At 71.7% G+C, this 13,018-nt stretch carries 14 protein-coding genes; 5 read left to right on the forward strand and 9 right to left on the reverse strand.

Going from position 1 to position 13,018, the window contains the following annotated elements; genetic code table 11:
- Positions 1-71: 71 nt before the first annotated feature.
- From AB0C25_RS06450 to AB0C25_RS06465, 4 genes are read right to left on the reverse strand one after another with little or no spacing between them, the layout of a single operon-like run.
- Positions 72-2,003: an NADH-quinone oxidoreductase subunit L gene (locus tag AB0C25_RS06450; RefSeq protein WP_357370255.1), complete on the reverse strand. Its 1,932-nt coding sequence runs from the start codon at positions 2,001-2,003 to the stop codon at positions 72-74.
- A complete protein-coding gene (gene nuoK / locus AB0C25_RS06455; protein WP_357253629.1) occupies positions 2,000-2,362 on the reverse strand; it encodes an NADH-quinone oxidoreductase subunit NuoK in 363 nt (120 codons plus the stop codon). Before nuoK ends, AB0C25_RS06450 begins: the two co-directional genes overlap by 4 nt.
- Complete coding sequence (locus tag AB0C25_RS06460) at positions 2,359-2,919, reverse strand: NADH-quinone oxidoreductase subunit J (RefSeq protein WP_357370257.1); 561 nt, start codon at positions 2,917-2,919, stop codon at positions 2,359-2,361. The genes nuoK and AB0C25_RS06460 overlap by 4 nt, the downstream gene beginning before the upstream one ends.
- Before the next feature lie 25 nt (positions 2,920-2,944).
- Entirely contained in the window at positions 2,945-3,559 is a 615-nt protein-coding gene (locus tag AB0C25_RS06465; protein WP_357370259.1) for an NADH-quinone oxidoreductase subunit I, read from the reverse strand.
- A gap of 290 nt (positions 3,560-3,849) precedes the next feature.
- Here AB0C25_RS06465 and AB0C25_RS06470 point away from each other — a divergent pair, with 290 nt between their 5' ends.
- Entirely contained in the window at positions 3,850-4,095 is a 246-nt protein-coding gene (locus AB0C25_RS06470; protein WP_357370261.1) for a hypothetical protein, read from the forward strand.
- On the opposite strand, the gene AB0C25_RS06475 is transcribed toward AB0C25_RS06470, so the two are convergent.
- Complete coding sequence (locus tag AB0C25_RS06475; protein ID WP_357370263.1) at positions 4,076-4,504, reverse strand: ester cyclase; 429 nt, start codon at positions 4,502-4,504, stop codon at positions 4,076-4,078. The two genes, AB0C25_RS06470 and AB0C25_RS06475, sit on opposite strands and share 20 nt — an antisense overlap.
- 116 nt (positions 4,505-4,620) lie before the next feature.
- Between AB0C25_RS06475 and AB0C25_RS06480 the strand changes: the two genes are divergently transcribed.
- Positions 4,621-5,640, forward strand: coding sequence for a glutathione S-transferase C-terminal domain-containing protein (locus tag AB0C25_RS06480; protein WP_357370265.1), 1,020 nt, complete (start codon positions 4,621-4,623; stop codon positions 5,638-5,640).
- A gap of 244 nt (positions 5,641-5,884) precedes the next feature.
- On the opposite strand, the gene AB0C25_RS06485 is transcribed toward AB0C25_RS06480, so the two are convergent.
- Together AB0C25_RS06485 and AB0C25_RS06490 are read right to left on the reverse strand one after the other, a co-directional pair.
- Positions 5,885-6,847 (reverse strand): complex I subunit 1 family protein, encoded by a 963-nt coding sequence (locus AB0C25_RS06485; RefSeq protein WP_357370267.1) that lies wholly within the window; start codon positions 6,845-6,847, stop codon positions 5,885-5,887.
- A complete protein-coding gene (locus tag AB0C25_RS06490) occupies positions 6,847-7,638 on the reverse strand; it encodes an NADH-quinone oxidoreductase subunit C (RefSeq protein ID WP_357370269.1) in 792 nt (263 codons plus the stop codon). The genes AB0C25_RS06485 and AB0C25_RS06490 overlap by 1 nt, the downstream gene beginning before the upstream one ends.
- Before the next feature lie 105 nt (positions 7,639-7,743).
- Here AB0C25_RS06490 and AB0C25_RS06495 point away from each other — a divergent pair, with 105 nt between their 5' ends.
- A complete protein-coding gene (locus AB0C25_RS06495) occupies positions 7,744-8,790 on the forward strand; it encodes a glucose 1-dehydrogenase (protein WP_357370271.1) in 1,047 nt (348 codons plus the stop codon).
- Positions 8,791-8,806: 16 nt separating this feature from the next.
- Here the strand turns inward: AB0C25_RS06495 and AB0C25_RS06500 are convergent, their stop codons facing one another.
- Both AB0C25_RS06500 and AB0C25_RS06505 read right to left on the reverse strand, forming a co-directional pair.
- Positions 8,807-10,123, reverse strand: a complete 1,317-nt coding sequence (locus tag AB0C25_RS06500) for a DUF2252 domain-containing protein (protein WP_357370273.1) — start codon at positions 10,121-10,123, stop codon at positions 8,807-8,809.
- 304 nt (positions 10,124-10,427) lie between these two features.
- Positions 10,428-11,009, reverse strand: a complete 582-nt coding sequence (locus AB0C25_RS06505; RefSeq protein WP_357370275.1) for an NADH-quinone oxidoreductase subunit B family protein — start codon at positions 11,007-11,009, stop codon at positions 10,428-10,430.
- Between the two features lie 220 nt (positions 11,010-11,229).
- Here AB0C25_RS06505 and AB0C25_RS06510 point away from each other — a divergent pair, with 220 nt between their 5' ends.
- On the forward strand, positions 11,230-11,766 hold the full coding sequence (locus tag AB0C25_RS06510) for a SigE family RNA polymerase sigma factor (RefSeq protein ID WP_357371042.1): 537 nt from the start codon (positions 11,230-11,232) through the stop codon (positions 11,764-11,766).
- Positions 11,759-12,961, forward strand: coding sequence for a hypothetical protein (locus tag AB0C25_RS06515; protein ID WP_357370277.1), 1,203 nt, complete (start codon positions 11,759-11,761; stop codon positions 12,959-12,961). The genes AB0C25_RS06510 and AB0C25_RS06515 overlap by 8 nt, the downstream gene beginning before the upstream one ends.
- Positions 12,962-13,018: the final 57 nt, after the last annotated feature.

The following is a 13,018-nucleotide window of genomic DNA, read 5'->3' on the forward strand; positions in this document are numbered from 1 at the left end:
CACTCCTCGCGCTCACTGGACCGCCTTCGATCGCGACTGCGGGGCTCGCAAACCCGGCTCACTCCTCGCGCTCACTGGATAACTCCGATCAGGGTGGCGGCCAGCCCGATCAGCAGCGCACCGGCCAGCACGCCGGCGGCGGCCCGGGGCAGCGCCGCCCGGTGCAGCGCGGCCAGCCCCGCGCCCAGACCGGTCGCGGCTCGCCCGCTGCCCTCGACGGCACCGTCCACCACCACCTCGTCACCCGCGCGGGTGACGCGGGCCAGCGCGCGGACCGGGCGTACGACGAGGGTGTGCTGGACGTCGTCGAGCCGGAACGCGCGGGCGAAGACCGGCCGCAGCGGACCCAGCGCGGCCGCCGGGTCGGCGGCCGGGTTCCGACGCCACCCCAGGGTGACCAGGGCCGCCCCGACCAGCAAAAACGCGAGCGGAAGCAGCACCTCCGGCCCCAGGTGGACCAGGCCGTCCTCGGAGCCCGCCACCGGGACGGTGGGGAACCGGAGCCGATCGGTGAACGCCCCGACGAACCCCACCAGACCGAGCAACGCGGCCGGCACGGCCAGCAGCAGCACCGGCCAGCGCAGCAACGCGGGCGGGTCGTGCGGCCGGACCAGCGGCAGGCGTGGCGTGCCGAAGAAGGCACGCAGCAGCAGCCGGCCGGCGTACCAGGCGGTGACGGCGACGCCGACCAGCCCGACGATCCAGACGATCCAGCCCACCCACGACGGGGTCGGGCCGGTGCCCTCCAGCGCGGCGGACTCGGCCACCGTGAGCACGCCGTCCTTGCTCCAGAAGCCCGCCAGCGGCGGCACCCCGGCCAGTGCGCCCAGGCCCACCACCGTGCACCAGAACGTCACAGGCATGCTGCGCCGCAGCCCGCCCATCTCCGACATCAGGGTGGTGCCCACGGCGTGGATCACCGCGCCCGCGGCGAGGAACAGCAACGCCTTGAACGCGGCGTGGGTGAGCAGGTGGAACAGCGCCGCCGCCGGTGAGCCGACCGCCAGCGCGCCGGTCAGGTAGCCCAACTGGGACACCGTCGACCAGGCCAGCACCCGCTTGATGTCGTCCTGGGCGGTGGCGGCGAGCGCGCCGAGCAGGAGAGTGATCGCGCCGAGCACCCCCAGCACCGTCAGCGTCACCGGCGCGGCCGTGAACAGCGGGTAGAGCCGGGTCACGGCGTACACCCCGGCGGCGACCATCGTCGCGGCGTGGATCAGCGCGGAGATCGGCGTCGGGCCGGCCATCGCGTCCGGCAGCCAGGTGTGCAGCGGGAACTGTGCACTCTTGCCCGCCACTCCGGCAAGCAGCAGCAGGCCCGCGGCGGTCAACGTCGCGCTGGAGTGGTCGTGGGCGAGCACGTCGGCGATCCGGAAACTGCCCGTCGACACGCCCAGCAACGCGATGCCGAGCAGGAACCCGACGTCACCGACCCGGGTCACCAGGAAGGCCTTCATCGCGGCGGCGGGGGCGCCGGCCAGTCGGCGGTCGTGGGCAATGAGCAGGTACGAGCAGAGGCCCATCACCTCCCAGCCGACCAGCAGCATGATCAGGTCGCCGGCGACCACCACCAGCAGCATGGCGCCGGTGAAGATGCTGATCTGCGCGGCGTACGGCGGGTAGCGGTGATCGACGTCGACGTCGTCGTGCGGACCGCGCCTCAGGTAGCCGATCGAGTAGACCTGCACGGCCAGGGCGACCACGGTGACCGCCACCGCGACAAGCGCGGCGGCACCATCCAGCCGTACGCCAAGCGTCACCACCAGCCCGCCGACGTCGACCCAGGTGGTCGACGTCTCCGTCGGCCCGTCGACGGTGAGCAGCAGCGCGACGGCCAGCGCCAACGCACCGGCCGCCCCGGCGACGCCGAGCGCCACGGCCACCTGTCGGGCCCGGCCGCCGCCTGTCGTGTCGTTGTGGCGCGGGGCCGGCGGCAACAGCAGACCGGCCAGGCCGGCGACCAGCGGTACGGCGGGCAGCAGTGCCCCGAGCAGCCCGGTCACCGGCCCCCCTCCGTGTCCAGGACGGCTGGCTCGCGCCCGCCGACGGTCTGCGCCGGCTCGGTCAGCGGCACGTCATCGACGGCGACGGTGGCCCGCAGCCGGTAGAGCTGGAGGACGATCGCCAGCCCCACCCCGATCTCGGCGGCGGCGAGGACGATCACGAACAGCGCGAAGACCTGCCCGGAGTGCGGCAGCACGGCGCGCGCGGTGGTGTCCGCGGTGACCAGGATCAGGTTGACCGCGTTGAGCATCAACTCGACAGACATCAGCACCAGCACCGCGTTGCGACGGCGCAGCACGCCGTAGACGCCCAGGCCGAACAGCAGCGCGGCGGTGACGTACGGGATGACCGGCCTCACCGGCGTCCCCCGGGCAACCTGTCGACCAGGTCGGCTGTCCCGCCGTCGCGTTGCGGGCCAGCTCGGCCGATGTCCGGCCGGGACAGCACGATCGCGCCCACCAGGGCGGACAGCAGCAGCACCGAGAGCACCTCGAAGGGCAGCACCCAGGACTGGAAGATCTGCTCACCCAGCCGCTCGGCGGTGCCCGCGGCGGGCAGCGCGACGGTGCTCCAGCGGTACGCGTCGACGAGCAGGACGGTCAGCCCCAGCCCGGCGCCACCACCGATCAGGGCGGCCGGCCAGCCGGGCCGATCCAGGTCGTCGGACGCGCCGATCGGCGCCCGGGTCAGCATCACCGCGAACAGCAGCAGGACCACCACCGCGCCCACGTAGATCAGCACCTGCACCCAGGCCACCAGCTCGGCGCTGAGCACCAGGAAGTCACCGGCCAACGCGCCCAGGCACACCACCAGGTAGAGCCCCGCCCGGACCAGGTGTTTCGTGGTCACCACCAGCACGCCCGCGCCGACCGCCACCGCGCCGAGGGCGAGCAGCAGCACGTCCGCGCCGGTCACCGGGCGGCCTCTCCGGCTCGGGCGGTCACGTCGCGGGGTCCTGGTCGGCGTCGGGGCGTACCGATGGGGCCGGACGTGCGGCGACGGCCTTGCGGGCGGCCGCGGTCTCCTCCTTGGCCGGCTCCCCGTTCGGGTCGTGCGCGGGTGGCGCCGGGACGGTGGCCATCCACTGGCCGAGGTGTTCCTTGTCGTGCAGCAGGTCTTTGATGTCGTACTCGGCGTACTCGAACTCGGGTGACCAGTAGAGCGCGTCGAACGGGCAGACCTCGATGCAGATGCCGCAGTACATGCAGAGCGAGAAGTCGATGTCGAACTTGTCGAGCACGTTGCGCTGGCGGGGGCGGGCGGCGCCGGGCACCACCACTTCCTCCTTGTGCGAGTCGATGTAGATGCACCAGTCCGGACACTCCCGGGCACAGAGCATGCAGACCGTGCAGTTCTCCTCCGACAGCGCGATCACGCCACGCGAGCGTGGCGGCAGGTCGGGGGCCACGTCCGGGTACTGCTGGGTGGTCGAGCGGCTGGTCATCGTCTTGAGCGTGACCGCCAGCCCCTTTACCAGGCCCGCGCCGGGCAGGCCGCGCGCGCCGCTGGCGCCGGCCGGGTCGCCGTGCTCGCTGGGGTGGGTCATGTCGACCATCCTGCCCTGTGGCCCCGGCGCGCGCGACCACCACCCACAGGTCGACGGCGGTACCGTGGTCGTGGGGAGAACGAACGCACCGGAAAGGGCCCGTCGATGACCGCCGCGCTGCACGACGATGTTCCGCCGCCGGGCGAGTGGACGACCGACGCCTTGGACGCCCTGCCCGGTGACGGCCGCCCTCGCCCCGAGATCCTGGACGGAAACCTACTCATGTCGCCCTCCCCCACGCGACTCCATCAGTCCCTCGCGCTCATGCTGGGCTCGGCCATGCTGGAGAGCTGCTGGTAGTGGAGATCGTCTCGGAGGCATCTCGCAGCATCGATCGGGTACTCAAGCCCGCTCTCTACGCCGAGGCTGACATCCCCTACTTCTGGCGCATTGAGACCGAGTCCGGCATCGTCGTGCACAGCCACAAGCTCGACCCGATGAAGCAGGTCTACGTCGAGCAGGCCCGACTCACCGATGGCATCCTCGTGCCGGAGCCGTGGGAGATGGACATCTCGCTGGAGCGGATCACGCCCCGGGTCCGCTGACGACTGTCGGGGGGAGCATCTCGACGCCGAGCTGTTGCAGCAACTGGAACAGCTCGGTGCTGCTCCACACCTCGACGATCCGGCCCACCGCGTCGAAGCGCAGGAACGTCGCGCCGGAGTAGCTGACCACCTGCCCGGTCGGCGGCACCGGCCCGAACTGCCCGGCATGCGTACCGGCGGCCCGCCAGTGCACTGCCACCCGCTCGCCGGCCGCCACCACGTCCACGATCTTGTAGCGCAGGTCCGGGAAGGCCGTCCGCCGCTCCCGGTGCCAGGCCAGCGTCGCCTCCGGCCCGGTGCCGCCCAGCCCCGGGCACTCCTCGGCGATCAACTCGTACGCGGACTCCTCCCGGCGCGCGTTCCACACATCGGCGATGAACCGCCGGGCCGCCGCCTCCACATCCGTCATCCCGGCAGGGTAACCGGGCCGTCCGGCCCCGGAACGGGCCAGGTTGCGCCGCACCGCACGGTCCGGCGGAAGATCCGCGAGGATGGGACGGAGGCGGCGACGAACCGGAGGGTGACGTGGGCGAGGAAACAGGCGGGAAGTACGTCGAGCCGGGTGCTGAGTTCACCCGCGACCAGCGGTACATCGCCACTCGGGTCACCGAGGACGGGCGCGACGGGTACCCGGTGGAGCCCGGCCGCTACCGGTTGGCGGTCAGCCGGGCCTGCCCGTGGGCCAACCGTCTGATCATCGTGCGCCGGCTGCTCGGCCTGGAGGACGCCATCTCGATGGCGGTGGCCGGGCCGACCCACGACGCCCGGAGCTGGACCTTCGACCTCGACCCGGGCGGCCGGGACCCGGTGCTCGGCATCGAGCGCATCCAGGAGGCGTACTTCAAGCGCTTCCCCGGGTACGAGCGTGGCATCACCGTGCCGGCGATCGTCGACGTGTCGACCGGGCAGGTGGTGACCAACGACTACGCGCAGATGAGCCTCGACCTGTCCACGCAGTGGGGCGCGTACCACCGCGAGGGCGCCCCGCAGCTCTACCCCGAACACCTGCGGGCGCAGATCGACGAGGTCAACGCGGTGGTGTTCCGGGACGTCAACAACGGTGTCTACCGGTGCGGCTTCGCGGGCAGCCAGGAGGCGTACGACAAGGCGTACCACCGGCTCTTCGACCGGCTGGACTGGCTGACCGAGCGGCTGACCGACCAGCGCTTCCTGGTCGGCGACACCATCACCGAGGCCGACGTGCGGCTGTTCACCACGCTGGTCCGCTTCGACCCGGTGTATCACGGCCACTTCAAGTGCAACAGGCAGAAGCTGAGCGAGATGCCGGTGCTGTGGGCGTACGCGCGGGATCTGTTCCAGACCCCCGGCTTCGGCGACACCATCGACTTCGACCACATCAAGCGGCACTACTACGAGGTGCACCGCGACATCAACCCGACCGGGATCGTGCCGCTCGGCCCCGACCTGTCCAACTGGATCACCCCGCACGGTCGGGAGGCCCTGGGTGGCCGCCCCTTCGGCGACGGCACCCCGCCCCCGCCCCCGGCCGAGCCGGTCGACCCGGCCCACACCCCGCTGCGCTGAGCCAGCGACCCTCGCTGCTCAGGCGAGGCGGCCGGGTGGTGGGGATGCTCGAGTCGCCTTTGCTCTGCTTCAACCCAGGCAACACTTTCGTGGCAGAAGTGTTGCGTGGGTTGAAGCAGAGCAAAGGGCGTCGACACGGGGTGGTCCCCAGTCGGGCGTCGGGCGTCGGACGTCAGGCGTCAGCGTCAGAACCTCGTGTCGCGATCGACGCCGCGATGGGGTCCGCGAGGGTGATCCCGCAGCCTCACAGGGCGATGCGGACGGCTGCCGTGAGGACCAACTGCGCCAGGGAGGCCGGCACCAGCACAAGCCAGCAGAGGCGCTGGAGCTGGTCCTCACGTAGCCGGGGGTAGGACACCCGCAGCCAGATGATCACGAAGGACACCGCGAAGATCTTGAGCAGCGTCCAGAGCCAGCCCAGCTGATCGTCGGCGAACGGACCCTGCCACCCACCGAGGAACAGCACAGTGGTCAGCGCGGCGATCACCACGATGCCGACGTACTCGGCGAGCAGGAAGAACGCGAAACGCAGACCTGTGTATTCGGTCATGTAGCCGAAGACCAACTCCGAGTCGGCCACCGGCATGTCGAACGGTGGCCGGCGGATCTCGGCCAGCCCGGCGACGAAGAAGACGATCATCGCGGGTGCCTGCCAGAGCAGCCACCACGGCTGCCACGCCTCGACGATGCCCGACAGGCTGAGCGTGCCCGCCGCCATCGCCACCGAAGCGGCGGCCAGCACCAGCGGCAACTCGTAGCCGAGCAACTGCGCCGCCCCGCGCAGCCCGCCCAGCAGGCTGTACTTGTTGGCCGACGCCCACGCCGACATCAGCACCGCCACCACGCCGACACCGACCACGGCCAGCACGAAGAACAGGCCGATGTCCAGCGGTTGCCCGACCAGGTCGTTCGGGCCGAGCGGGATGACCAGCAGCACCAGCAGGTAGGGCACCAGGGCCACCGCCGGGGCGAGCCGGAACACCGCCCGATCGGCGTCGCGCGGGGTCACGTCCTCCTTCTGCACGAACTTGACCCCGTCCGCGACCAACTGGGCCCAGCCGTGGAAGCCACCCGCGTACATCGGACCGAGCCGGCCCTGCATGTGCGCCATCACCTTGTGTTCGGCCTGGCCGACAAGCAACGGCAGGGTGAGGAACGCGACGAGCACGCCACCCACCCGCAGCACCAGCTCCACCCAGAGCGGCATCAGGTCGTACCCCCGTCGTCGTCGGTGCGGCCGTCGCGGGCCGGCGGGTCGGCTGCGCCCGCCCCGTCGGCGGCCGGGCCGTCGGCGGGCGGGGCAGACCGGGGAGTACGCGCCGGACGGGTCCCCGGGGCGGGCCGCGCCGGACGCTCACCGGCCGGGCGGGCCGGGGTGCCGCCGCGCGGACCCTCCCCCACGCCACCGGCGCCGGCCGGGGTGGGCGTGGTCCCCCACTCGCCCGGAGCGGGTACGCCCGGCGGGCGGATCGGCCGGCGTCCGCCACCGGCCTCGGACTCGCCCGGCTCCTTCGCGCCCGGCCAGGGCTTGGCAACCCGGGAGGCGAGCACGAACTCCTTGCGCAGCGGGTGGCCCTCGAACTCCGGCGGCAGCAGCAGCGGCAGCAGGTCCCCGTGGCCGGCGAAGTCGATGCCGAACATCTCGTGTGTCTCCCGCTCGTGCCAGGCGGCGCCCGGGTAGACGTCGACCACCGAGGCGACGGTGGGCGCGTCGCGCGGCAGCCGGGTACGCAGCAGCACGCCGTGCCGCAGCCGCGTCGACCAGAGGTGCGCCACCACGTCGAAGCCGTCGGTCAGCTCGTCGACCGCAGAGAGCCAGTCGAAGAAGTCACACGCCAACGTGTCGTCGTCGCGGGCGGCACGGACCGCGGTGAGCCAGCTGTCCGGAGGGACGTCCACGGTGGCGCGGGCGAACCGTTGCCCGCCGGAGACCGACGGGGTCGCCGCAACCGGCGCGAGCAGCGCGACCAGCCGAGCGCCGAGGGCTTCGGGAGTCATGTCGCTGATCCTAGTGCCGGTCGGGTCCGCGCCTGGCCGCCGCCGAGGCCCGGTGATCTGCCGGCTTCGGGAGCGGCGCGGCCCTCGGCGGGGAAAGATGAGGACGTGCGCGCTGTGACTGTGAAACCCGGGGTCGCCAACTCGCTGAGCCTCGTTGAGGATCAGCCGGAGCCGGCTGCCGAGGAGGGCTCTGTCCTGGTCGAGGCGCTGGCGGTGGGGATCTGCGGCACCGACCACGAGATCATCGCCGGGGAGTACGGCGAGGCGCCGCCGGGCGCCGACCGCCTGGTCATCGGGCACGAGTCACTGGGCCGGGTGATCGAGGACTCCAGCGGCACCCTGCAACCCGGTGACCTGGTGGCTGGGATCGTCCGGTATCCCGACCCGGTGCCCTGCTCGAACTGCGCGGTCGGCGAGTGGGACATGTGCCGTAACGGTCAGTACACCGAGCACGGCATCAAGGCACTGGCCGGGTTCGCCCGGGACCGCTGGCGGGTCGAACCGCGGTTCGCGGTCGCGCTCGACCCGGCGCTGGCCCAGGTGGGCGTGCTGCTGGAGCCGACAAGTGTGGTGGCGAAGGCCTGGGACCACATCGAGCGGATCGGGCACCGGGCCGAGTGGCAGCCGCAGACGGTCCTGGTGACCGGGGCCGGGCCGATCGGGCTGCTGGCCGCCCTGCTCGGCACCCAGCGTGGCCTGACCGTCCACGTGCTGGACCGGAACACCGACGGGCCGAAGCCGGAGCTGGTCGCCGGGCTCGGTGCCACCTACCACACGGTGCCGGTCAATGATCTGCCCTTCGAACCCGACGTGGTGATCGAGTGCACCGGCGCTCCCACCGTGGTCCTCGACGTCATGTGCAAGGCGGCCCCCACCGGGATCGTCTGCCTGGCCGGGGTGTCCAGCGGTGGTCGGAGCATCGACTTCGACGCCGGTGCGCTCAACCGGGCGTTGGTGCTGGAGAACAACGTGGTCTTCGGCTCGGTGAACGCCAACCGGAGGCACTGGAACATGGCCGCGCAGGCGCTGGCCCGCGCCGACCAGGTCTGGTTGGAGTCGCTGATCACCCGCCGGGTGCCGGTGAACCGGTACGCCGACGCGTACACCCCCGGGCCGGACGACATCAAGGTGGTGCTGGAGTTCGCGTCCTGAGCGCCGCCCCGCCCACTCAGATGCCCGGCAGCCGGCCGTTGCGGAACAGGTCGACGAAGAGCTGGTGGTCCTGCCGGGCACGCACCCCGTACGCGTGCGCGAAATCCACCAGGTGGGTGACGAAGCCCGACTCGTCGGCGTTCACCGCGGCGACGATCGCCTCCTCGGTGGAGTAGTCCACCAGGTCGTGACTGGACTCGTCGTCGGCGACCGAGTGCATCCGGGCCACCGCCCGGCCGAGGTCGACGAGCACCCCGGTCAACTCCTCCGGCTCGTTCACGTCCGACCAGTCCAGGTCCGCGGCGTACGGGGAGACCTCGGCGACGAGCTGGCCGGCCCCGTCCAACTGGGTGAAGCCCAGCCACGGGTCGGCGTGCGCCTGCAACGCCCGCTGGGACTCGGCGGTCCGGTGCCCCTGGTGCTGGAAGTAGCCGCGGACCGACTCGTCGGTGACGTACCGCGCCACGGCCGGCACCTGCGCCTGCTTCATGTAGATGACGACGTCGTTCTCCAGGGCCTGGGTGTGCCCCTCCAGCAGCAGGTTGTACGACGGCAGCCCGGCCGACCCGATGCCCACCCCCTTGCGCAGCACCACGTCCTTGATCCGCGCCGCCACCGGCCGGAGCTGCGTCGAGGCGGACGGCAGGGTGCCCAGGTAGTCCTGGAAGGCGGCGCGCACCCGGTCCCGGGTGGCGTCGTCGACCTCGAACACCCCGTCACCGATGGAGAACCGCCGCTCGTAGTTGTCGATGGTGGTCTGCGTGGCGAGCAGGTCCACGCGGGTGTTGAGCCGGGCCTGCTGGAGCACCCGCCGCAGCACCCCGTCGGCGTTCTCCAGGGTGATCGAGCCGATCGCGTCGTCGCCGCCGGCGGCGATCGCCCGCAACTCGGTCAGGTACGACCGGGCGAAGCCGGCGACCAGTTCGCCGATCGACGAGTCGGAGAGCGCCTTGCCGTAGCCGAGCAGCGCCACGCTCGCCGCGAGCCGGCGCAGGTCCCAGGTGAACGGCCCGACGTACGCCTCGTCGAAGTCGTTGACGTTGAACACGAGTTGCCCGGAGGCGTTCATGTAGGTGCCGAAGTTCTCCGCGTGCAGGTCACCGTGGATCCACACCCGGCTGGTCCGCTCGTCGAGGAACCGGTCGTCGGCGAAGTCGCCGAGCTGGTCGGCGTAGAACAGCGCGGCGCTGCCCCGGTAGAAGGCGAACGGAGACGCAGCCATCTTGCGGAACTTGCGGCGGAAGGCGGCCGGGTCGATCGCCATGGACGCGCCGAACTCCTCGGTGAGCACGTCGACGATGTGGGTGGACCGCTGGTCCACTGAGCTGGTCATGCTGCGCAGGCTAGCCCTGCCCGGCCACCCCGTACGTCGGACAACCGCATTGCCCCACCGCCGGCGGGTTGAGGCGAGGGGCGACGGGGTATCGCATCGCCGATTCTGGATCAACGCGAATTGACGGTCGTGCCAGGGCAACCAAACCGTGGGTTCGCTGACGTCTATCTGGTAGCGGGCGCGTTCCGCTCCGGCTGCCTTCACGGGAGGACCAGATTTTCATGCTCAAGAAAACGGGGACCCTGTTCACCGCCGGCGGCACGCTGTCGCTGGGCGACAGCTGACGAGCGTGCGGTCGACGTCGTCAGGTCGCGGTGGGTGGGCGTACCGGTGGGGCGGTGAGGGAGTCGACGGAGCGCGGGGCGGCGGCCTCGCGGGGCGGGGCGTCCAGCGGGGCGGCCAGCAGATCCCGTTGTGGCACACCGCCGATGCCGGACTGCTCGGCGGCGATCTTCTCCTGCAGACGCAGGATGCCGTGCAGCAGAGCCTCCGGCCGGGGCGGGCAGCCGGGCACGTAGACGTCGACGGGGATGAGCTGGTCGACGCCCTTGGTCACCGAGTACGAGTCCCAGTAGGGGCCGCCGCAGTTGGAGCAGGCGCCGAACGAGATGACGTACTTCGGCTCGGGCATCTGGTCGTAGAGCCGCTTGATCGCCGGAGCCATCTTGTCGGTCACCGTGCCGGACACCACCATCAGGTCGGCCTGGCGGGGGCCGTGGGCGAACGGGATCACCCCGAGCCGGATGAAGTCGTGCCGACCCATGCTGGTGGCGATGAACTCGATCGCGCAGCAGGCCAGGCCGAAGTTGAACACCCAGAGCGAGTAGCGGCGGCCCCAGTTCAGCACGAACCGGATCGGCTCACCGAGCACTCCCGGTAGCTGCACGAGCGCCCCCTCTCCTCATCGACAGTGAATCACAGGCGACGTCCTCGCGGTCCGGCGGTGACCAGCCCGAGCGCGCGGCCCGATGTCCCGGACCAGACAGCGAATCGACGCCAACCGACGTGCAACCCGCCGTCACACCCGCTGGTGTGACTGGTGCTGGCGAACGCACCGCCGGTGGCCACCACGGGGAGGACGAGTGCTTGTGACGAGAGACGTGCGGGTGGGTGGACGCCCACCGGACCCAGCGGAAGGCACAACCTCCACGCCGGCAGAGCTGGTCTTCGACGACTTCTACCACGCCCACTTCCGGGCCCTGGTGGTGCAGCTGACCGCGTACACGGGTGACCGTGGGCAGGCGCAGGACCTGGTCCAGGAGGCGTTCTGCCGGGCGTACGCTCGCTGGGACCGGATCGTCGGATACGAGGACCCGCTGGCCTGGGTACGCAAGGTCGCCTGGAACCTCGGCCACAACCGCTGGCGGCGGCTGCGCACCGCCCAGACGTGGCTGCTGCGGCAGCGGGAGACCCATGCCCCGGAACCCAGTCCGGACCGGGTGGCCCTCGAATCCGCGCTGGCGACGTTGCCGCCGAAGCAGCGGCGGGCCGTCGTGCTGCACTACCTCGCCGATCTGACGGTCGCGGAGATCGCCGTTCAGGAACAGGTCGCCGAGGGGACGGTCAAGTCCTGGCTGCACCGGGGTCGGGCCGCACTCGCCACCCAGCTACGCGACAGCAACGAGGAGGTGCGGGATGTCTGAGCAGGAGGCCCTCGGCCTGGGCGAAGAGTTCACCCGCTACCGCCGTACCGTGCTGGAAGAGGTCGAGGTGCCCGGGCCGGCCGCCGTCCGGCGGACGGTGCGAGGCCGCGGCCGTCGGCGGTTGGTGGCCACCACCGGGGCGGCGCTCGCGCTGTTCGGGGGGTCGGCCCTCGGGTACGCGGCGTTGAACGGACCGGATCACCGGCCCGGTCCGGTCGAGCCGACGCCGAGCATCTCGGCGTCGCCCACGCCGAACGGCTCGACCACCTCCACTCCCAGCCCTTCCGCGACCAGCGCCAGCCCGACGACGCCCGTGCCGGACGGCCGGATCAGCCGGACCCAGTTGCTCGGCGCGTCGGTGACCCTGCCGGCGTGGCGGGCCGGACCGGGCTGCCCGACGTCGCAGACGCGGCTCAGCGGCGACGATCGCGAGGGCGTCAACCGGCTCGTGGCGCTCGACCACGGCGACGTCGACGGGGACGGGGCGGTGGAGACGGTGGCGCTCGTGCAGTGCGTGCTCGGCACCAGGGGGCCGATGCAGGTGGTCGCCTTCGACCGGGACGAGGAGGGAAAGGTGGTGACGCTCGGCCGGGTGGTCGCGACCACCATCGACAAGCCGCAGTGGCTGTTCGCACTCGACGTGGTGGGCGACGGCACGGTCCGCGTACAGGTCGGTGACATCGCGCCCGGGGGCGGCTGGAACGCCGAGTGGTCGCAACGGCAGTGGCGGGGGTACCGCTGGAGGGGTGACGCCTTCGCCCAGGTCTCCGGGCCGACGACCTTTGGTCCGAACCGACACGACGTCAACCTTGTCGTCACCGCCACGAACCTGGTGCTGGCCGACGCGCCGGACGGCTCCCGGGTCGGCACGGTGACCGTGCGCGTCCGCAACACGACCGGGCTGGCCGCCTACGTGGCCCTGCGGCTCGGCCTGCCGACGGCGGTCCGCCCGGATGGCGCTGGCTGGGCGGCCTGCCGCAACGACCCGGAGACGACGCGGGAGCCGGTGACCTGCGACCTCAACGGGCTCGGCAACGGCAAGGAGGTTCTGCTGACGCTGGGCTTCCGCGTTGCGGCGGACACCACGGTCGGTACGGGCAAGGCCGAGGTGGACGTGCGGCCGATGGATGCGAACTTCGACTTCGTGGAGGAGGTCTACGAGCCGGACAACTCTGTAGAAATCACCTACCGTTGAGCCGGCCCGGTCCGGTCCGGTCTGCCGCCATCCGGGGCGCAGACCGGACCGAGCGGT

The sequence above is a fragment of the Micromonospora sp. NPDC048839 genome (genome assembly GCF_040649915.1).
GTDB lineage: Bacteria > Actinomycetota > Actinomycetes > Mycobacteriales > Micromonosporaceae > Micromonospora.